The 19032-nt window shown below is 61.4% G+C and carries 21 protein-coding genes; 12 read left to right on the top strand and 9 right to left on the bottom strand.

The genetic code is table 11. The features are described 5' to 3' along the window. Positions 1–44: 44 nt before the first annotated feature. From gmk to fabD, 8 genes are all read right to left on the bottom strand, one after another. Entirely contained in the window at positions 45–710 is a 666-nt protein-coding gene (gene gmk, locus NDI72_RS01735) for a guanylate kinase (RefSeq protein WP_113154717.1), read from the bottom strand. Positions 711–713: 3 nt separating this feature from the next. Then, complete coding sequence (locus NDI72_RS01730) at positions 714–1604, bottom strand: YicC/YloC family endoribonuclease (protein ID WP_206546644.1); 891 nt, start codon at positions 1602–1604, stop codon at positions 714–716. A 29-nt stretch (positions 1605–1633) separates the two neighbouring features. After that, positions 1634–2791, bottom strand: coding sequence for an endolytic transglycosylase MltG (gene mltG / locus NDI72_RS01725; RefSeq protein ID WP_283799366.1), 1158 nt, complete (start codon positions 2789–2791; stop codon positions 1634–1636). Between the two features lie 192 nt (positions 2792–2983). Further along, positions 2984–4240, bottom strand: a complete 1257-nt coding sequence (fabF, locus tag NDI72_RS01720; protein ID WP_206546643.1) for a beta-ketoacyl-ACP synthase II — start codon at positions 4238–4240, stop codon at positions 2984–2986. Positions 4241–4291: 51 nt separating this feature from the next. Further along, positions 4292–4528, bottom strand: a complete 237-nt coding sequence (locus tag NDI72_RS01715) for an acyl carrier protein (RefSeq protein WP_113154713.1) — start codon at positions 4526–4528, stop codon at positions 4292–4294. Positions 4529–4725: 197 nt separating this feature from the next. Continuing rightward, positions 4726–5316 (bottom strand): GNAT family N-acetyltransferase, encoded by a 591-nt coding sequence (locus NDI72_RS01710; protein ID WP_206546642.1) that lies wholly within the window; start codon positions 5314–5316, stop codon positions 4726–4728. Between the two features lie 22 nt (positions 5317–5338). Next, the gene (gene fabG, locus NDI72_RS01705; RefSeq protein ID WP_206546641.1) at positions 5339–6076 is read right to left on the bottom strand and encodes a 3-oxoacyl-[acyl-carrier-protein] reductase; all 738 of its coding nucleotides are present in this window, start codon (positions 6074–6076) and stop codon (positions 5339–5341) included. A gap of 65 nt (positions 6077–6141) precedes the next feature. After that, positions 6142–7083: an ACP S-malonyltransferase gene (gene fabD / locus NDI72_RS01700; RefSeq protein WP_206547379.1), complete on the bottom strand. Its 942-nt coding sequence runs from the start codon at positions 7081–7083 to the stop codon at positions 6142–6144. 180 nt (positions 7084–7263) lie between these two features. Here fabD and NDI72_RS01695 point away from each other — a divergent pair, with 180 nt between their 5' ends. The 3 genes from NDI72_RS01695 (at position 7264) to NDI72_RS01685 (ending at position 9370) form a co-directional block, all read left to right on the top strand. Then, positions 7264–7536 carry a hypothetical protein gene (locus NDI72_RS01695; protein ID WP_206554725.1) on the top strand — a complete coding sequence of 91 codons (273 nt, stop codon included), beginning with the start codon at positions 7264–7266 and terminating at the stop codon, positions 7534–7536. 146 nt (positions 7537–7682) lie between these two features. After that, on the top strand, positions 7683–8612 hold the full coding sequence (locus NDI72_RS01690) for an ABC transporter ATP-binding protein (RefSeq protein ID WP_283799365.1): 930 nt from the start codon (positions 7683–7685) through the stop codon (positions 8610–8612). Beyond that, complete coding sequence (locus NDI72_RS01685; RefSeq protein ID WP_206546637.1) at positions 8609–9370, top strand: ABC transporter permease; 762 nt, start codon at positions 8609–8611, stop codon at positions 9368–9370. The genes NDI72_RS01690 and NDI72_RS01685 overlap by 4 nt, the downstream gene beginning before the upstream one ends. Positions 9371–9373: 3 nt before the next feature. Here the strand turns inward: NDI72_RS01685 and NDI72_RS01680 are convergent, their stop codons facing one another. Beyond that, a complete protein-coding gene (locus NDI72_RS01680; protein ID WP_206546636.1) occupies positions 9374–10042 on the bottom strand; it encodes a helix-turn-helix transcriptional regulator in 669 nt (222 codons plus the stop codon). Between the two features lie 109 nt (positions 10043–10151). Between NDI72_RS01680 and NDI72_RS01675 the strand changes: the two genes are divergently transcribed. The 9 genes from NDI72_RS01675 to NDI72_RS01635 all read left to right on the top strand — a co-directional run bounded on the left by NDI72_RS01675 (position 10152) and on the right by NDI72_RS01635 (position 19021). Then, the gene (locus tag NDI72_RS01675; RefSeq protein ID WP_283799364.1) at positions 10152–10790 is read left to right on the top strand and encodes a hypothetical protein; all 639 of its coding nucleotides are present in this window, start codon (positions 10152–10154) and stop codon (positions 10788–10790) included. A 247-nt stretch (positions 10791–11037) separates the two neighbouring features. Beyond that, positions 11038–11469 (top strand): 30S ribosomal protein S6, encoded by a 432-nt coding sequence (gene rpsF / locus NDI72_RS01670; protein WP_113154705.1) that lies wholly within the window; start codon positions 11038–11040, stop codon positions 11467–11469. Continuing rightward, a complete protein-coding gene (gene rpsR / locus NDI72_RS01665; RefSeq protein ID WP_002963610.1) occupies positions 11469–11717 on the top strand; it encodes a 30S ribosomal protein S18 in 249 nt (82 codons plus the stop codon). Before rpsF ends, rpsR begins: the two co-directional genes overlap by 1 nt. Before the next feature lie 203 nt (positions 11718–11920). Beyond that, a complete protein-coding gene (gene rplI, locus NDI72_RS01660) occupies positions 11921–12544 on the top strand; it encodes a 50S ribosomal protein L9 (RefSeq protein WP_113154704.1) in 624 nt (207 codons plus the stop codon). A 267-nt stretch (positions 12545–12811) separates the two neighbouring features. Beyond that, positions 12812–14071 (top strand): cyclopropane fatty acid synthase, encoded by a 1260-nt coding sequence (locus NDI72_RS01655; protein ID WP_283799363.1) that lies wholly within the window; start codon positions 12812–12814, stop codon positions 14069–14071. 249 nt (positions 14072–14320) lie between these two features. After that, the gene (locus NDI72_RS01650; protein ID WP_113154702.1) at positions 14321–15811 is read left to right on the top strand and encodes a replicative DNA helicase; all 1491 of its coding nucleotides are present in this window, start codon (positions 14321–14323) and stop codon (positions 15809–15811) included. Between the two features lie 7 nt (positions 15812–15818). Next, positions 15819–16994 carry an alanine racemase gene (gene alr / locus NDI72_RS01645; RefSeq protein WP_283799362.1) on the top strand — a complete coding sequence of 392 codons (1176 nt, stop codon included), beginning with the start codon at positions 15819–15821 and terminating at the stop codon, positions 16992–16994. Beyond that, complete coding sequence (gene radA / locus NDI72_RS01640; protein ID WP_113154700.1) at positions 16994–18382, top strand: DNA repair protein RadA; 1389 nt, start codon at positions 16994–16996, stop codon at positions 18380–18382. The genes alr and radA overlap by 1 nt, the downstream gene beginning before the upstream one ends. Positions 18383–18481: 99 nt before the next feature. Beyond that, positions 18482–19021: a CvpA family protein gene (locus NDI72_RS01635; RefSeq protein ID WP_113154699.1), complete on the top strand. Its 540-nt coding sequence runs from the start codon at positions 18482–18484 to the stop codon at positions 19019–19021. Positions 19022–19032 lie beyond the last annotated feature (11 nt).

Below are 19032 nucleotides of genomic sequence, written 5' to 3'. Positions count from 1 at the left end.
AGATGGTCGGGTAAGGCAGCCCGACCATGAAATGCAAATGAAGCTCAGTTGCCGTCCTCGCTGAGCAGGCCCGAAACGAAATCAAACAGGCCGGGGCGGCGGTCGCGCCGCAGGCGCTCTGCCTCAACGATGGAGCGCACCGACGAAAAGGCGTGATCGAGCTCTTCATTGATCACGACATAATCGTAATCCAGCCATTTCTCGATTTCCGTCCGCGCATTCTTCAGACGCGTCTGGATGATCTCGGGCGTATCCTCGGCGCGCCGCGTCAGACGGCCAAGCAGCTCCTTCATGCTGGGCGGCAGAATGAAGATGGAGACCACATCCCCGCGCATTTTCTCGCGCAGCTGCTCCGCGCCCTGCCAGTCGATGTCGAACAGCATGTCGCGCCCCTCGGTCAGCGCCTTTTCGACAGGCGCGCGGGGGGTACCGTAGAAATTGCCGTGAACCTCGGCCCATTCCAGCAATTCGTCATTGTCACGCATGATCTCGAATTCGCGCTGCGTCTTGAAGTGGTAGTGCACCCCTTCAATTTCGCTGGCGCGGCGGGGGCGCGTGGTAACGCTTACCGAAAGTTCAAACCCCTTCACCTCGGCCAGAAGCGTGCGTGCAATGGTCGACTTGCCTGCACCCGAAGGTGAAGACAGGACGAGCATAAGGCCGCGGCGCGCGACTTCGGTCGAAACGGCAGGAGACGTCTGCGAGGACATGGTCTACTCCAGATTTTGGACCTGCTCGCGGAACTGATCGACGACGGCCTTTAATTCAAGGCCGATGGCCGTGACGGTTGTCGCGTTGGACTTTGAGCAAAGCGTGTTGGATTCGCGGTTGAACTCCTGACCGAGGAAGTCAAGCTTTCGACCTATGGGGCCGCCGGAGGCGATCAGAGCCCGGGCCGATGCGATATGTGCGCGCAAACGGTCGATCTCTTCACGGATATCCGCCTTGCCTGCAAGGATGGCGGCCTCGGCGTGGAGGCGGGCTTCATCGAAGCCGGTGGTCGCATCCATGAGGCGGGCGACCTGCTCGCTCAGACGCTGGCGTATGGCCTCGGGCGAGCGGGAGGAATCATTTTCGACCTGATCGGTCAGCGTCTCGATGCGCGCCACCTGGTCAAGCAGGATGCGTTCGAGCGCCGCCCCCTCATCCCGCCGCGCATTCTCAAGGCTGACAAGCGCCTCATCGAAGGTCGACAGAATGGCTTCGTCGAGCGAGGCGCGAACCTCTTCATCCGCCACGGGATCGGCATAGTCGAGCACACCGCGCAGGCCCAGCAGCCCGTCTGCCGTTGCAGGAGCAGCGCCGAACTGCTCGTGCAGGCGACCGGCCAGTTCTGCGACCTCTTTCAGGAACTCTTCATCGACAACCGGGCGGCGCAGAGCGCCATTCTGCGTAAAATTCAGCGAAGCCTGCACATTGCCGCGCGAAAAGCGCTTCTGCAGACGCTGGCGCGCGCCCTGCTCGATCCGTTCAAAACCGGGAGGGAGGCGAAAGCGGGTTTCAAGGCTGCGCCCGTTTACCGATTTCAGCTCCCAGGCGATGCCACCGGCATCATGGTCGCGCGAAGCACGGGCAAAGCCCGTCATGCTTTGAAGCCTGCTCATGCGTCCCCCTCTTCGCGCGACGGTCCGGCTCAGTTGGAGCCGGCCTCGTCTTCCGTCTGGCGCTCGCGCTCCAGCTTGCGCCAGCGTGCGACGTTCTCATTGTGCTCTTTGAGCGTCTTGGCAAAGGCGTGGCCGCCCGTACCGTCCGCGACGAAGTAAAGTTCGTCGGTCTGCGACGGGTTTGCCACGGCCTCAAGCGCCGCACGGCCCGGATTGGCGATCGGTGTGGGCGGAAGCCCGTCGATCTGATAGGTGTTGTAAGGCGTCTTCTTGTCGATGTCGGACCGGTAGATCGGGCGATCGGCCGGTTTGCCCTGGCCGCCAAACAGACCATAGATGATGGTCGGGTCCGACTGCAGGCGCATGCCCTTGTTCAGACGGTTGATGAAGACGGCTGCAACGCGCGGGCGCTCGTCGGCAATGCCGGTTTCCTTCTCCACGATGGAGGCCAGCGTTACGAACTCGTTCTTGTCCTTGACCGGAAGTCCCTCGTCGCGGCGCTCCCAGATGCTGTCGACCAGCTCGCGCTGATCCTCAAGGAGCTTCTCGACGACCGCCGTGCGGTCCATGCCGCGCGTAAAGCGCAGCGTGTCGGCTGCAAGACTGCCTTCCGGCGGCATCTCATCCGGCAGCTTGCCGGAGAGTTCCGGGGTATCCTGAATACGCTGGAACACCTCAACGACGGTCCGCCCTTCCGGGATGGTGAGCGAGTAAAGAACGCTCTTGCCGCTCTTCAGAAGCTCCATGACGTCATGCATCGAAGCGCGGGCGTCGATGGCGTACTCACCGGCCTTGAGCTCGGAATCGGCGCCATAGGCGCGCACACCGATGGAGAAGATGCGCGCATCGCTGATCACGCCCTCGCGCTCGAGCAGGCTGGCGATCTGGTTCACACCGGTGTTCGGTTTGATGAGAACGGTCTCGGCCGTGCTTGACGGGCCGGGCTGATGGAATTCGCGCTTGCCGAAATAGAAGGCGAAGCCGGCCAGAACCACCAGAAAGACGATGGAAGAGAAGACGAAGTTGAAGAACACCACGAACTGGCTGCGCGCGCGCCTGGAGCGCTTCGGTGGCGGGGTTCCCGCCTCCGGTCGTAATGTCTGGCTGGCCGGTTTGAAAGTACGGCCGCGCTCTTCGTCTGGCTGGCGGCCATAGCCGCTAGAATTATCGTCGGAAGTCCCTGTCATGCTTCTTGGACCGCTCCCTTTCAGAACGGCGCCAATTGCCGCCGGTCCTGTCCTATTCTGTGTTCGCGTTATGAACGTTTACGCAAGTTTCGAAAATTGCGTCACCGGAGCTTGCCGCGCGCCATTTCGATTCGTGTCAGAACAGAATGAATTGCGAAAATGGCAAAACTGCAAGCCCGCTATCGGAAACGTTCAGGCCTCATAACGCTTGAATACGAGAGACGCGTTGGTGCCGCCAAAGCCAAAGGAGTTGGAGAGCGCTACGTCAACCTGACGTTCGCGCGGCTTGTTGGGCACCAGATCGATGGCCGTTTCAACCTGTGGATTGTCCAGATTGATGGTCGGCGGCACGATGTTGTCGCGAATGGCCAGAACCGAGAAGATCGCTTCTGCTGCACCCGCGGCACCAAGCAGATGGCCGATGGCCGACTTGGTGGACGACATCGAAACATTGCCTGCGGCATCGCCCATGAGGCGCTCCACGGCTCCAAGCTCGATGGTGTCCGCCATGGTCGAAGTGCCATGTGCGTTGATGTAGTCTAGATCGGCAGGTGTCATGCCGGCGCGCTTCAACGCTGCCTTCATGCAGCGATAGGCACCGTCGCCATCTTCCGCCGGCGCCGTTATGTGATAGGCGTCGCCCGTCAGGCCATAGCCAACCACTTCGGCGTAAATCTTGGCGCCACGCGCCTTTGCATGCTCCAGCTCTTCCAGCACGAGCACGCCTGCGCCCTCGCCCATGACGAAACCGTCGCGGTCGCGGTCATAGGGCCTGGAAGCGATTTCCGGCGTATCGTTGAAGCTGGTGGAGAGAGCCTTGCATGCGGAGAAGCCGGCGATCGACAGACGGGTGATCGGTGCTTCAGCACCACCCGCAAGCATGACGTCGGCGTCACCAAGCATGATGAGGCGCGCGGCATCGCCAATGGCGTGCGCGCCGGTGGAGCAAGCGGTCACGACCGCATGGTTCGGCCCCTTCAATCCGTGTCGAATGGACACCTGGCCGGACACCATGTTGATGATGTTGCCGGGGATGAAGAAGGGGCTGATGCGGCGCGGACCGCGCTGCTCCAGCGTCAAGGCGTTTTCAGCAATGCCTTCGATGCCGCCGATACCCGAACCGATCAGAACGCCGGTGGCGTATCTGTCGTCTTCGGTTTCCGGCTTCCAGCCGGAATCTTCCAGCGCCTGGTCTGCCGCAGCAATGCCGTAGGTGATGAACTCACCGATCTTGCGCTGCTCGCGGGGTTCCAGAAAGGCGTCGGGGTTGAACGCCCCTTCGCCTTCACGCGGGATCGTATTGGCGATCTTGCACGGCAGATCATCGACCTCAAAACTGTCGATGCGGCTGGCCGCACTCTTGCCCGAAAGCAGGCTCTTCCACCCATGCTCAACACCGAGGCCGAACGGTGAAAGAAGCCCCATACCGGTGACGACAACACGTCTCATATGCTGAATATCCGCCTTGACTACGTTTTTGTAGCGATAACGCCGGAGGCGTTAGGCGGTCGCCTTGTCGATGTACTTCACTGCGTCGCCGACGGTGAGGATCGTCTCGGCAGCGTCGTCCGGGATTTCAACGCCGAACTCTTCTTCAAAGGCCATGACCAGCTCGACGGTGTCGAGGCTGTCTGCGCCAAGATCATCAATGAAGCTTGCGCCTTCGTTCACCTTGTCGCCTTCGACGCCCAGATGCTCGACAACGATTTTCTTAACGCGTTCTGCAGTATCGCTCATGAGAGAACCCTCGACTTTCTGAATTTCCGATCTTCGTTAGCCGCACGATTGCCGCTAATCAAGCTAAATGACGACTAACCCGCTGACATGGCCAGCGCGAAGCCTTCGTTATTCCGTCCTCGATACACGGGTTACGCGCGGCTCGTGGAACGGCTTTCGGCGGGCGCATATCACGATTTAACTGCGCGAGCCAAGCGTTAATCACCCGACATCCACTTTGGACGAGCCCCCGGACGCGATCCATCCCGTGCCCGCCATGCCTTGTGCGAGAACCGCCATCGGACAGGCGCTGAACCGCTTTCCTCACCTTGCTTTGCGGCTGCTTCGACGGTTTCCGGCTGTGCGCCCAGAAACGAGGCGAGCCGGGCCGCCTGATGATTTTCAGCAGTGGTGTCGCCGAAAATTTCCACCAGGCCGAGCTCTGAGAAGCCGAAATCGAGCAATGCGCCTGCGATCTCGGCAGCGCTGCCATAACGTCCCCAGAGGTCGGGAGAGAGTTCGATTCCGAGTTCGCCACTGTCCTGTGGACAATTCGCCGCGCGCAGCCCCGCACAGCCGACAAGGCGGCCGGTTTTACGACAGATCACTGCAAACTGGTGGTTTTTGCGCGGATTCTCCGCTGCCCACTGGCGAAAGAGCGCAACAAGCTCTGCCGGATCGCCTGCGGCCTGTCCGGCCTTGCGGCGTGCGGAAACGAAACGCGGATCCGCCTGATAGGCCGCAAGCGCGGCCACATCGGCGGGCTCGAAATCCCGCAGAACAAAGCGTTTTGTCTCGAGCCCGCTCATCGTGTCGACCGGTGTGAATCGATCAGATCATTGCCATGCCGCCATTCACGTGCACGGTCTGGCCGGTCACGTAGGAAGCCTCGTTGGATGCGAGATAGGCGACAGCCGATGCGACTTCCGCACCATTGCCCATGCGCTTCATCGGAATGGCGCCCATGATGGCGTCACGCTGCTTGTCGTTGAGCTTGTCGGTCATGGCCGATTCGATGAAGCCCGGAGCAACGCAGTTGACCGTGATCGAGCGGCTGGCGATTTCCTGCGCCAGCGACTTGGAAAAGCCGATCAGGCCCGCCTTGGAGGCGCAGTAATTCGCCTGGCCGGGATTGCCGGTGACGCCCACCACGGAGGTGATGTTGATGATGCGGCCGAATCGGCGGCGCATCATCGGGTGCGTCAGCTCGCGGGTCAGACGGAAAACCGAGCCGAGATTGATCTCGAGGACCGAATCCCAGTCTTCGTCGCTCATGCGCACGAACAGGCCATCGCGGGTGATGCCCGCATTGTTGACCAGAATGTCGACACCTTCGAGTTCAGATTCCGCCTTCTCGGCCAACTGCTTGACTTCACTGCGATCCGACAGGTTCGCCGGCAGAAGCTTTACGCGGTCGCCCAGATCGGCGGCGAGCGCCTCGAGCTTCTCGACGCGCGTGCCATGCAGGCCGACAATGGCGCCCTGCGCATGCAGAATGCGCGCAATCGCCTCGCCAATGCCGCCGGTGGCGCCCGTCACCAGTGCCTTGCGGCCGCTCAGATCAAACATGACGTTGTCCTTTTCAGTCACCTGATTCATTGTTTGGGCACGATTGCCCATCGTGGCGCTGCAGCTCAGACGAGCGCAGCCATTGCCGTTTCGATATCGGCCGGCGTGTTGACCGGAACCGCCTTGAGATCGCGGTTGATGCGGCGCGCCAGCCCCGACAGGACCTTGCCCGAACCGATCTCGTAAAGCGTGTCGACGCCATTCTCGCCGAACCAGCCAACCGTTTCGCGCCAGCGCACGCGGCCCGTCACCTGCTCGACCAGCCGCTCGGCAATCTCTTCGGGATCGCTCAGCGACGAAACCGTGACATTGGCCACGACAGGCACGACCGGCGCGTTTTTCTTCACATCGGCCAGTGCTTCGCGCATGGCGTCTGCGGCCGGCTTCATGAGCGCGGAGTGGAACGGTGCGGACACCGGCAGCATGATCGCGCGCTTCGCGCCCTTCTCCGTGGCAAACGCCGCTGCCTGCTCAACAGCCGCCTTTGCGCCGGAAATCACCAGCTGTCCGCCGCCATTGTCATTCGCGATCTGGCATACGCCGCTCCCGGCGGCCGCCTTGCAGATCTCTTCGACGTCTGCCGCCTCAAGGCCGATGATCGCCGCCATTGCACCCTCGCCAACCGGAACGGCTGCCTGCATGGCGTTGCCGCGAATGCGCAGGAGGCGCGCCGTATCGGCCAGCGAGAACATGCCGGCAGCGCAGAGCGCGGAATATTCGCCGAGCGAATGACCGGCCACGCAGGACACCTTGTCCTTCAGCGACAGACCACCCTTTTCCATGACACGCATTGCGGCAATGGAAACCGCCATCAGCGCCGGCTGTGCATTGGCCGTGAGCGTCAGCTCATCCTCGGGGCCTTCCCACATGATGCTGGAAAGCTTCTGCTCCAGCGCGTCGTCGACCTCGTGGAACACATCCCGTGCTTCCGGAAACGCATCCGCCAGATCGCGTCCCATGCCGACAGCCTGGCTGCCCTGTCCCGGAAAGGTGAAAGCGATGCCCATCGCCAAATCTCCAAAATAACATCGTTATCGGGCGCATCTGGTGACGCAACACAACTGGCGCGTCAAGCTTTTTGGGCATTTCGGGTCTTGCTCCTGCCCTGACATGAAAACTCCACAATTGAGGAGAGTAGTTGCCGGGCTCCGCCCCAATTCCGGTGGCGTGCAGGGGTATTTTCAGACATGTCTTTTGGAACTGAACAGCCGCAGGTGAAGACGCCGGCGCGCAAGGTCACACTTCTCCAGATGCTTGGCTTTGTTTCGGTGTCGCTTTTTGTGTCCACCGAAGTGGCCGTGGCATCAGCTGCGGGCGTGTGGGGACTTTCCGGTCTTCTGCACCTCAACTCGGTCGGAGAAATCGTGCTTGCAGTGATCGTCGGCCTGCCGGCGCTTTATGCAATGGTGCGCTGCGGACAGCTCGCCTTCGAGGCGGAGACGGACCCGGAAAACAACTAGGTCTGTCCCGAGGAGCGTTCGCCCCTCACCTTTCCATCCGGACGATGTCAGGGTTTGTCAGCGGGCATGGCGGTCCGCTGGCATGATGACGGCTTATTGCCTATATCTGCGCGGCTCCCCTTTTCCGATCTCACGGACGCGCTTCCATGACGACAGCCCTTTCCATAAAGAATCTATCCAAGACCTACAAAGGCGGCGTCACCGCGCTCAAATCGGTCGATCTCGACATCGAACGCGGTGAAATCCTCGCCCTGCTCGGCCCCAATGGCGCCGGCAAGACGACGATGATCTCCATCATCTGCGGGCTTGTGCGCCCTTCCACCGGCACGGTGACGGTGGAAGGCAATGACATTGTCAGCCAGTACCGCGAGGCGCGAAAGCTGATCGGCCTCGTGCCGCAGGAACTGCACACCGAAACCTTCGAGACGGTCTGGGCCACGGTGAGCTACAGCCGCGGCCTGTTCGGCAAGAAGCCGAACCCGCCTCTGGTCGAGCAGATTTTGCGCGACCTCTCGCTCTACGAAAAGAAAGACAGCCAGATCATCGCGCTTTCGGGCGGCATGAAGCGGCGCGTCATGATCGCCAAGGCTCTGGCCCATGAGCCGCGCATTCTCTTCCTGGACGAGCCGACCGCCGGCGTCGATGTGGAGCTGCGCAAGGATATGTGGCGGCTGGTCAAGCGCCTGCGCGACACGGGCGTCACCATCATTCTGACCACGCATTACATCGAGGAGGCGGAAGAAATCGCCGACCGGGTAGGCGTCATCCGGAAGGGCGAGCTTCTTCTGGTCGAGGACAAGGCCGAACTGATGCGCAAGCTCGGTCAGAAGCAACTGACGCTCGACCTGCAAAAGCCGCTCGAGAGCCTGCCCGAGACGCTCTCCCATTTTGATCTGAAGCTGACCGGCGATGGCCAGCAGATCATCTATTCCTATGACACGCAGGCAAACCGGACAGGCATCGCCACACTTCTCTCGGCGCTTGGCGAAGCCGACATCATCGTCAAGGATCTCGATACACAGCAGCGTTCGCTTGAAGACATCTTCGTGAGCCTGGTGGTGGAGGAAAAGCAGTGAATTTCGAAGCCGTCAAATCCATCTATCTCTTCGAGATGGCGCGGATGAAGCGCACGCTCCTGCAAAGCGTGATCTCGCCGGTGCTCTCCACCTCTCTCTATTTCATCGTCTTCGGCGCGGCCATCGGCTCGCGCATCGAGGAGATCGACGGCGTGCAGTATGGCGCGTTCATCGTGCCGGGCCTGATGATGCTCACCCTGTTGCAGAACTCGATCTCCAACGCGTCCTTCGGCATCTATTTCCCAAAATTCATCGGCACGATCTATGAGGTTCTGTCGGCGCCGATTTCGTTCTTCGAGATCGTCCTCGGCTATGTGGGGGCTGCGGCCACCAAATCGATCATTCTGGGCCTGATCATTCTGGCCACGGCGCATCTCTTCGTGCCCATCGAGATCAGGCACCCCTTCTGGATGCTCTTCTTTCTGGTGATGACGGCGGTGACCTTCAGCCTGTTCGGCTTCATCATCGGCATCTGGGCCGACAATTTCGAGAAACTGCAGCTCATTCCGCTGCTGGTGATCACGCCGCTCGTGTTTCTGGGCGGCTCGTTCTACTCGATCCAGATGCTGCCGGAATTCTGGCAGAAGGTGACGCTCGCCAACCCTGTTCTCTACCTCATCAGCGGCTTCCGCTGGAGCTTCTACGAGACCTCGGATGTGGGAATCGGCGTGAGCATCGGCATGATCTCGTTCTTCCTGGTTCTGTGCCTCGGCGCGATCTGGTGGATCTTCAAAACCGGCTACCGCCTGAAGACCTGACGGCTAACGCAGGGTCTTCAGGTAATCCCTGAATTCCCTGCCCGCCTGCGGTGCAAAGCGCTCTCCGGTTTCGGTCACGGTCGCCAGCCGGTCTACGCGAAAATTGCGGAAATCGTCACGCTCGTCGCACCATGCCGTCAATAGCCAGACCTGGTCGAAAGCGGTCAGCCCCAGCGGGCGGACCCGACGGGTGCTCTGCTGGTCCTTGAGGTCGAGATAGACGATTTCCAGACGCCTGCGCTCCCGCACAGCCCTGCGCAGCGCCGCCAGATGGCGCTGTGCCTCCGACGCCTTCGAATAGGCGATCATGTCGCCCTGACGCACACGCCCATTCGCACCGCCCGGCGCAATCGCGTCGACTTTCGCCGCCACCCGCGCAGCAGCCTTCTTGATATCACTGTCACCGCGCGCCGAAATCAGCTGCATGCCGAGCGTGATCGCATCCAGCTCATCGGCATCGAAATGCAGAGGCGGCAGAAAATAGCCACGCTCGATCTGATAACCGACACCACCCTCACCCCGGATCGGCGCGCCCATGGACTGAAGCGTCGCGATATCGCGGTAGATCGTGCGTACCGAAACACCCAGCGTTTCGGCAAGCACGGCCGCGCTCACCGGCTGGCGGTGCATCCGCAGCTGCTCCAGAAGCCCAAAAAGACGTGATGCGCGCATTCGCTCACCCCTGACAGAAATTGTCAATCCAGTACCGTAACTACGTCTCCGCAACAGGCCCGGCAAGCCCGACCGGAGCTGGCTGGCGCGTATGAAAGGAAGACGATCCATGTTGAGAAAACCCGATGGCCCTTTGAGCATGATGGGCTTTGCCCGTTACGAGAAACGCGAGGACGTGGAGACCGAACGCCTGATCGACAGGGCGCTCACCTGGCAGGAAACATTTCTGCGCCCCATGGAAGGCATTCTCTTTCATGCCTTTCTGGGCAATCTGAAAGGCGGCTTTGCCGACATCATCTTCGCCCGCGATGCCGAAAGCTTCGATGCAATGGGAGCTGCATATGCGGATGCACCGAGCAGCAGCGCGCTGATGGAGCTTCTGTCACCCGGAACCATCCGCCTTTCGCGCAACCGCGTTCTAAAACCTGTCACCGCGCCGCCGAGCGACTTTTCCTGCGTTGAGTTCGGGACGTTCGAGATTGCCCAGGGTACGGATGCGGGCGAAAGAGATCTGCTCGCCATCTCGGAACGGATCGAAACCGAATATCTCGACCGGTCCGACAACACACGGCTGCACTTCATCGGACACGGCGGAGAGAATCGCTTCTGCGAAGTGACCTTCGGCCGCTCACTTGGAAAGACAAAGCGTCTGTGCGATGGCTATGTCGGGCACCCGGTCTGCCAGCCGCTTCTGGACCTGTGCGATCCGGCCAGTCTGGACCTCGATTTCTGGTATGTGCTCGCCTGAGGCAATCGCCTTGCATCTTTGCCCAGAACCTGTATAAGCGCGCGGTCTGCCGGTTTCAGCTGGGGGCTGAACGGAGGGCCGTGCGCCTGTGCGTGCGTTGTGAAGGCAAGTCCTTCCGCCTCCCGTGTCTCCGCTCTCGACCGTCTCGTCCAAGCGCCTTTCTTCGTCGGGCTTGCCCGCAAAGAGGTGTCGCTGAGGCTTTAGCCGCTGGGATCCGGTGTGACACAAAAGGAAGAAAGGCAAGACAATGGCACTTTACGAACACGTGTTCCTTGCCCGGCAGGATCTCTCGCCGCAGCAGGTTGACGCTCTTGTAGAACAGTTCAAGGGCATCATCGAGGCTGGTGGCGGCTCCGTCGGTCGGGTCGAGAACTGGGGACAGAAGTCCCTCGCCTACCGGATCAAGAAGAACCGCAAGGCTTATTTCACGCTCATGGACATCGACTCCCCGGCCGCAGCCGTGAAGGAAGTCGAGCGCCAGATGGGTCTGTCGGAAGACATCCTCCGCTTCATGACCGTTCGCGTCGAAGCACACGAGGAAGGCCCGTCCGCAATGATGCAGCGCCGTGATGACCGTGGCCCGCGTCGTGACGACCGTGGCCCGCGCGGCCCGCGCCGTGACGACCGTGGTCCCCGTCGCGAGTTTGACCGCGACAACAAGAAGGAAGGCTCCGAATAATGGTCGATATCAACCAGATCCCGACGCGGCGCCCGTTCCATCGTCGTCGCAAGACCTGCCCGTTCTCCGGCGCCAACGCTCCGAAGATCGATTACAAGGACGTAAAGCTCCTGCAGCGCTACATTTCCGAGCGCGGCAAGATCGTCCCCTCCCGCATCACCGCGGTGAGCCAGAAGAAGCAGCGCGAGCTGGCCAAGGCCATCAAGCGCGCTCGTTTCCTGGGCCTTCTCCCCTACGTGGTGAAGTAAGTTTCGGCGCGGGCGGTTTATCCGCCCGCCCACTCTCCGCGGCGGGCGCGGAAGAGTTCTTTCAAATCCCGAGTTGGGGCCTTTGCCCCTAACTGCCACCGGCAGGACAGCGACCCTGATGCCGCACAGACCGGCATTTTCCGTTTCTGACCTGCCCTGATTTGTTTTCCGGCTCCAAAAGCCGATGAAGAAGGACAGAAACGATGGACGTCATTCTCCTTGAACGCATTGCCAAGCTCGGCCAGATGGGTGACGAGGTAAAGGTCAAAGACGGTTACGCACGCAACTTCCTGCTGCCGCGCGGCAAGGCCCTGCGCGCCAATGCTGCCAACCGCAAGAAGTTCGAAGGCCAGCGCGTTGAGCTCGAGGCCCGCAACCTTGAGCAGAAGAAGGAAGCCGAAAGCGTTGCAGAGCAGCTCGACGGCAAGTCCTTCGTGGTTGTGCGCTCCGCAGCCGAGACCGGTCAGCTTTACGGTTCTGTTGCAGCCCGCGACATCGTCGAGTTCCTGGCCGAAGAAGGCTTCAAGATCGGCCGCAGCCAGGTTGAGCTCAACCACCCGATCAAGACGATCGGCCTGGTCAATGTCGCAATCGCCCTGCATGCAGAGGTCGAGGCAACCGTGACGCTGAACATCGCTCGCTCGAGCGACGAGGCAGAGCGCCAGGCACGCGGCGAGACGCTCGATTCCGCTGAAGCCATTTACGGCGACGACATCAACGACACCGCGCGCCCGGACGAGTTCTTCGATCCGGAAGCCGAGTACGATGATGAAGCTTCGGAAGCCGGCGCAGAAGCAGCCGAAGGCGACGAAGAAGAGAACGCGTAAGTCAACGCGCCTCATCGGTTTGAAGCCGGGCGGAAACGCCCGGCTTTTTTATTGCCTGCAAGCGGCGATGGACTGCTTGCCGGTTTCAGAGCGCCTGTTTCGCAGCGAATGCTGCGGGATCAGTCGGCTTCGTCTCAATCGAATGCTTCATGTCAACAGACGGCAGGAATAATCAACTGGCTAAAGACAGGATGAGGTCTGGCCCTTTTCAATCCTCATAAAATTGTTTCATAATCACACCCTCCCGAGACTTTTGGGGGTGTTGCGATGAACTGGTTGCTTGAGAAATTCGTTTTTCGCCTGGTCCGCAAAGGCACGCTTTCAATAACCGACGCGGCCGGCAATACGCATGTCTTCGGTGACGGGACAGGTAATCCCGTCCATATCGTTATTCGCACAGCGGCGGCAGAGCGCGCCATGGCGCTCGACCCCATGCTTGCCGTGCCGGAGCGATACATGGAAGGCGACGTGGATATCGTCGAAGGCGATATCCTGACCTTTCTGCAAATAGTCTACACCAATATGGATGAGACGCAGACCCAGCCTTTCCTGCTCAGGCTGGGCGAGATGCTTCGCTACCCGTTGCGGCGTCTGCATCAATTCAACACACAGGCGCGCTCCAGGCGCAATGTGCGGCGGCATTACGATCTTTCCGAAGAGCTCTACCGCCTCTTCCTCGATGAGGACATGCAGTATTCCTGCGCCTATTTCGAGACGCCGGACGTTTCTCTGGAAGAGGCGCAACGCGCCAAGAAGCGCCACATCATGGCGAAGCTCGCGCTACAGCCCGGCCACCGGGTGCTGGACATAGGGTCCGGCTGGGGCGGTCTCGGTCTCGACATTGCCCGCCAGTTCGACGCGCAGCTCCTTGGCGTGACGCTCTCGGAAGAACAGCACCGGGTTTCGAGCGCGCGCGCACAAGAAGCGGGGCTTGCAGACAAGGCCCGGTTCGAGATCGTCGATTATCGCTCGCTGACGGGTCCGTTCGACCGGATTGTCTCGGTCGGCATGTTCGAACATGTGGGCATCAACCATTACCGCACCTATTTCGACCAGTGTGCGCGGCTTCTGGCCGATGATGGCGTGATGCTTCTGCACACGATCGGCCGGTCGACCGGCCCTTCGATCACCAATGCCTTCATCCGCAAATACATCTTCCCGGGCGGCTACATTCCCGCCCTTTCGGAAATGCTCCCCCCGATCGAGAAGTCGGGGCTGATCGTGACCGATGTGGAGATCCTGCGCATCCACTATGCGGATACGCTGAAGCACTGGCAGGAGCGTTTTCAGAAGAACCGCGCCAGGGCGGTGGAGATTTATGACGAGCGCTTCGCCAGAATGTGGGAATTCTATCTGGCAGGCTCGGAGGCCTCATTCCGGTGGCAGGAGATGGTGGTGTTCCAGATCCAGCTGACCAAGAAGCGGGAAACGCTGCCGGTGACCCGCGACTATATCGGAGAGACGGAGAAGCGGCTCGCGAACCCCAACGGCAAGCGGCCCGGAAAATTCAAGCAGGCAGCGGAGTAAAAAGCGCCTCTCCCGTCCCAAAGATAGATGCGTGGCTGTCAAGCGAATCATCTAATATGGATGGCATTTCTGGACGCTGTGGTTTTCATGTCGCGGCTGGCGGTGGATAGCGGGGTTTGCAGGCTGGAACAGCCTTCAAGGTCTTATCCTCACAGCCTGCAGCGTCTAGGACATATGACTGGGGTGGTCTGGACGTTTCGCATTGCGTGTGTCCGGGCCAAGTGACACTGAAACACCGGAAGAGCTCAGATGGCAGAGGCGGCAGTCCGCAAGCTCGAAACAGCGGAAACAAAGCTTTATCGCGAAGCACCGAACAACATTGAGGCAGAGCAGGCATTGCTGGGCGCAATCCTGGTCAACAATGATGCCCTTTACCGTGTCTCGGACTTTCTGAAAGCGGAGCATTTCTATGAGCCGCTTCACCGCAACATCTTCGAGGTCGCCGGCGATCTGATCCGCATGGGCAAGACGGCCAACCCCGTCACCATCAAGACGTTTCTCCCTGCCGAGGAGAAGGTCGGCGAGCTGACCGTGGCGCAGTATCTTGCGCGTCTGGCGGCCGAAGCCGTGACGATCATCAACGCTTCCGACTATGGTCGCGCCATCTACGATCTGGCGGTCCGGCGTTCGCTGATCACGGTCGGCGAAGACATGGTCAACATCGCCTATGACGCGCCGGTGGACATGGCGCCCAACAAGCAGATCGAGGACGCCGAGCGACGCCTCTTCGAACTGGCCGAGACCGGCCGCTACGATGGCGGCTTCGAGAGCTTCGGCGATGCGACCAAGACCGCCGTGGACATGGCCAACGCTGCCTTCATGCGTGACGGCCACCTTTCGGGCATTTCGACGGGCCTGCGCGACCTCGACGGGCGCATGGGCGGACTGCAGCCCTCTGACCTTATTATCCTCGCCGGACGTCCTGCCATGGGTAAGACGTCGCTTGTGACCAACATCGCCTTCAACATTGCTGCGGCCTATGAGCCAGAGCAGCAGGCCGACGGCTCCTTTGCGGCTGCCAATGGCGGCGTGGTCGGCTTCTTCTCGCTCGAAATGTCGTCCGAACAGCTCGCCACGCGTATCATTTCCGAGCAGACCGAAATCCCCTCCTCCAAGATCCGCCGCGGTGAGATCACCGAGACCGATTTCGAGAAGCTTGTGGCCTGCGCCCAGACGATGCAGAAGATCCCGCTCTTCATCGACCAGACGGGTGGTATTTCCATCGCCCAGCTTGCTGCCCGTGCGCGCCGTCTGAAGCGCCAGCGCGGCCTCGACATCATCATCATCGACTATGTGCAGCTGATGCAGGGTTCTTCCAAGAACTCGCAGAACCGCGTGCAGGAAATCACCGAAATCACCACCGGCCTGAAGGCGCTGGCCAAGGAGCTTTCGACGCCGATCATCGCGCTGTCACAGCTCTCCCGTCAGGTGGAAGCGCGTGACGACAAGCGCCCGCAGCTCGCCGACCTTCGTGAATCGGGCTCGATCGAGCAGGACGCCGACGTGGTTCTGTTCGTTTATCGTGACGAGTACTATCTGAAGAACAAGGAGCCGAAGCCCGGCACCGAAGAGTACATGCAGTGGGAAGCCGAGATGAACGAGGTGCGCGGCAAGGCCGAGGTCATCATCGCCAAGCAGCGTCACGGTCCGACAGGCACGGTTCAGCTCGCGTTCCACGGCGAATTCACCCGCTTCTCCGATCTTGCCGAAGAAGATCGGATGCCCGAACGTTTTGAGTAGTAAAGACATGACTTCAATCGATCCGCAGATGCGCGGCGCAGACCCCCGCGTTGCCGGTGGCCGCCTGACAGTCGACCTGGATGCTCTGGTCGCCAATTACCGGCAGATGGCCGAACGCTCGACCCCGGCGGAAGCAGCCGCCGTGGTGAAGGCCGACGCCTATGGGCTGGGCGCAGGTCCGGTGGTCGCGGCGCTGGTCGCCGAGGGCTGCCGAAAGTTCTTCGTCGCCCTGCCCGAAGAGGGGCTTGCCGTGCGGGGTGCCGCGCCCGATGCCGAGATCTATGTCTTCAACGGCCTGTTCAGCCCCGAGGCAGCTTCCTTCTACCGCGAAGGGCGTCTCATCCCGGTGCTCAACTCGCAGACGGATCTGGCGATCTGGGAAGCCCATGGCTGGGATGATGGCGACACGCCACGCCCCTGTGCGCTGCATGTGGAGACGGGCATGAACCGGCTCGGCCTGACGCCGGAGCGGACCCGCATTCTGGCGCAGGAGAACGCCCTGACCGGCGCGCTGACACCGCGGCTGATCCTCAGCCACCTCGCCTGCGCCGACACGCCGGACCATCCGATGAACCGGCAACAACTGGAATCATTTCAGGCACTTTGCGCACTTTTCCCAGATGCAGAATCAAGTCTGGCGAACTCCGCCGGCATCTTTCTGGGCGGGGAATTCCTGTGCGATGTAACGCGCCCGGGCGTGTCGCTTTACGGTAGCAATCCCGTAAACAATACGGAAAATCCGATGCAGCCCGTGGCCACGGTTCAGGCGCGCATCGCGCAACTGCGTCAGGTGCCCGCCGGCGGCACGGTCAGCTACGGTGCGACACCTGTAACCCGCGACACGCTTCTGGCGGTCACCGCAACCGGCTATGCCGATGGCTACCATCGCTCCGGCTCCGGTGCGGGCGTCCCGCTGCGCAACGCGGTGCCTCAGGGCGCATGCGGCTTTGTGGATGGCGAGCGCGTGCCGGTGATCGGCCGCATCACCATGGACCTCACCCTGTTCGACGTGACCGATCTCGGTCCCGATGCGCTGCAGGTGGGCGACTTCATCGAGCTCATCGGCCACAACATGCCCGTCGACGACGTGGCAATGGCCTGCGGCACGATTTCCTATGAGCTGCTGACCTCGCTCGGCCGCCGCTATGAGCGGCATTACGTGCACGGCGGGGACCGCATCTGATGGCCCGCGCACGCGTCCAGTTCATCTGCCAGAACTGCGGCACGGTGCATGCGCGCTGGGCCGGCAAATGCGACGGATGCGGCGCGTGGAACACGCTGGTCGAGGAAGGCACGTCGAGCGGCATCGGTTCCGGCCCGCAGGCCGCCTCGCGCAAGGCCCGCAAGGGACGCGCCGTGGCGCTCACCACGCTTTCCGGCGACATCGAGGATGCACCGCGCATCACCACGGGCATCGGTGAGCTTGACCGGGTGACCGGCGGCGGCTTCGTGCGCGGCTCGGCGCTGCTGGTCGGCGGTGATCCGGGCATCGGCAAATCCACCCTTCTGACACAGGCAGCAGCCGCCCTCGCCGAGCGCGGCCACCGCATCGTCTACGTATCGGGCGAAGAAGCGGTGGCGCAGATCCGCCTGCGCGCGCAGCGTCTCCATGTGGCGCAGCAGCCCGTGGAACTGGCCGCCGAGACCAATGTGGAAGACATTCTGGCGACCATCGAGGACGGGAAACGGCCCGATCTCGTCATTCTGGATTCGATCCAGACCCTGTGGACCGACATGGCCGATTCAGCCCCCGGCACCGTGACACAGGTGCGCGCCTCGGCGCAGGCCATGATCCGCTATGCAAAATCCACCGGCGCAGCCGTCGTGCTCGTCGGGCACGTGACCAAGGAAGGCCAGATCGCCGGCCCCCGCGTGGTGGAGCACATGGTGGATGGCGTTCTCTATTTCGAGGGCGAAGGCGGCCATCACTACCGCATCCTGCGCACGGTGAAGAACCGTTTCGGCCCGACCGACGAAATCGGCGTGTTCGAGATGGGCGACAAGGGGCTGCGCGAAGTCTCCAACCCGTCCGAACTCTTTCTGGGCGAGCGCAGCGCGGCCGCTCCGGGCGCTGCCGTCTTCGCCGGGATGGAGGGCACGCGACCGGTTCTTGTGGAAATCCAGGCGCTTGTCGCCCCCTCGCCGCTCGGCACGCCGCGCCGCGCAGTGGTGGGATGGGATTCCGCCAGACTTTCCATGGTCTTGGCCGTTCTCGAGGCGCATTGCGGGGTGCGCTTTGCAACCCATGATGTCTATCTGAATGTGGCCGGTGGCTACCGGATTTCGGAGCCGGCGGCCGATCTGGCGGTGGCTGCGGCACTTGTCTCCTCCCTCACCGGGCTTGCCCTGCCAGCCGATTGCGTCTATTTCGGCGAAATCAGCCTTTCGGGCGCTGTCAGACCCGTTGCGCATGCAGCGAGCCGTCTCAAGGAAGCCGAAAAGCTCGGTTTCGCCCAAGCGGTCATGCCGCCGGGCAACGAGGACGGATCGGGTGCCATCGCAGCACGGTCGGCGCGGCCCGAAGCGCTTGCCGAACTGGTTGCCCGCATCGCGGGCGCCAAGGCGGCCTAGCGGGACGGTATGAACGGATCGATTGGCGGACAGTGGCCCGGAAGACAACAATCATGACCTTGCGGGGGCATCCTAACTGCCAAAGGAGTAGGGGTGACAATGCCAATCACGTTGCTTGACGGAATTCTTGTCGGCTTCACGCTTGTTTCGGCCATGCTGGCCATGGTGCGCGGTTTCTCGCGCGAAGTGCTGTCCATCGCCTCCTGGGTTGCGGCAGCCATCGCGGCTTACTACCTGCATCCGCTGGTTTTGCCCTATGTGGCGCCCTATATCAGCAACGAGATGCTGGCGCTCGCGGTTGCGGCTGCGGCAGTGTTTTTCGTGGCGCTGATCGTGGTGACGATCATCACGATGAAGATCGCGGACTTCATCATCGATTCGCGCATCGGCGCGCTCGATCGCACGCTCGGCTTTCTCTATGGCGCCGCACGCGGTATCCTGGTGGTTGCCGTGGCGCTTCTGTTCCTCAACTGGCTGATGGGTGCAAACCCGCCGGAATGGGTTACGGAAGCAAAGTCCCGTCCCCTGCTGGACGGTGTGGGCCAGTGGATTCAGAGCCTGCTTCCGGACGATCCGGACAACTCGGTTTTCGATCGCCTGTCCAACGGTGTGTCCGGCGAAGGTGAAACCGCTAACTGACGGTCACGGGC

The organism is Nitratireductor sp. GZWM139 (genome assembly GCF_030068685.1).
GTDB classification, from domain to species: Bacteria; Pseudomonadota; Alphaproteobacteria; order Rhizobiales; family Rhizobiaceae; genus Nitratireductor; species Nitratireductor aquimarinus.
The sequence above is the reverse complement of the archived record's forward strand: the minus strand, read 5'-3'. Positions and strand labels throughout refer to the sequence as shown.

Coding starts and splice junctions, on each gene's coding strand:
- NDI72_RS01730 (WP_206546644.1), bottom strand. CDS start 1,604: ATGAGCAGGCTTCAAAGCATGACGGGCTTTGCCCGTGCTTCGCGCGAC.
- rpsF (WP_113154705.1), top strand. CDS start 11,038: ATGGCACTTTACGAACACGTGTTCCTTGCCCGGCAGGATCTCTCGCCG.
- fabD (WP_206547379.1), bottom strand. CDS start 7,083: ATGGGCATCGCTTTCACCTTTCCGGGACAGGGCAGCCAGGCTGTCGGC.
- NDI72_RS01710 (WP_206546642.1), bottom strand. CDS start 5,316: ATGAGCGGGCTCGAGACAAAACGCTTTGTTCTGCGGGATTTCGAGCCC.
- gmk (WP_113154717.1), bottom strand. CDS start 710: ATGTCCTCGCAGACGTCTCCTGCCGTTTCGACCGAAGTCGCGCGCCGC.
- mltG (WP_283799366.1), bottom strand. CDS start 2,791: ATGACAGGGACTTCCGACGATAATTCTAGCGGCTATGGCCGCCAGCCA.
- rplI (WP_113154704.1), top strand. CDS start 11,921: ATGGACGTCATTCTCCTTGAACGCATTGCCAAGCTCGGCCAGATGGGT.
- NDI72_RS01695 (WP_206554725.1), top strand. CDS start 7,264: ATGTCTTTTGGAACTGAACAGCCGCAGGTGAAGACGCCGGCGCGCAAG.
- NDI72_RS01680 (WP_206546636.1), bottom strand. CDS start 10,042: ATGCGCGCATCACGTCTTTTTGGGCTTCTGGAGCAGCTGCGGATGCAC.
- NDI72_RS01655 (WP_283799363.1), top strand. CDS start 12,812: ATGAACTGGTTGCTTGAGAAATTCGTTTTTCGCCTGGTCCGCAAAGGC.
- fabG (WP_206546641.1), bottom strand. CDS start 6,076: ATGTTTGATCTGAGCGGCCGCAAGGCACTGGTGACGGGCGCCACCGGC.
- radA (WP_113154700.1), top strand. CDS start 16,994: ATGGCCCGCGCACGCGTCCAGTTCATCTGCCAGAACTGCGGCACGGTG.
- NDI72_RS01690 (WP_283799365.1), top strand. CDS start 7,683: ATGACGACAGCCCTTTCCATAAAGAATCTATCCAAGACCTACAAAGGC.
- fabF (WP_206546643.1), bottom strand. CDS start 4,240: ATGAGACGTGTTGTCGTCACCGGTATGGGGCTTCTTTCACCGTTCGGC.
- alr (WP_283799362.1), top strand. CDS start 15,819: ATGACTTCAATCGATCCGCAGATGCGCGGCGCAGACCCCCGCGTTGCC.
- NDI72_RS01715 (WP_113154713.1), bottom strand. CDS start 4,528: ATGAGCGATACTGCAGAACGCGTTAAGAAAATCGTTGTCGAGCATCTG.
- NDI72_RS01675 (WP_283799364.1), top strand. CDS start 10,152: ATGTTGAGAAAACCCGATGGCCCTTTGAGCATGATGGGCTTTGCCCGT.
- NDI72_RS01635 (WP_113154699.1), top strand. CDS start 18,482: ATGCCAATCACGTTGCTTGACGGAATTCTTGTCGGCTTCACGCTTGTT.
- rpsR (WP_002963610.1), top strand. CDS start 11,469: ATGGTCGATATCAACCAGATCCCGACGCGGCGCCCGTTCCATCGTCGT.
- NDI72_RS01650 (WP_113154702.1), top strand. CDS start 14,321: ATGGCAGAGGCGGCAGTCCGCAAGCTCGAAACAGCGGAAACAAAGCTT.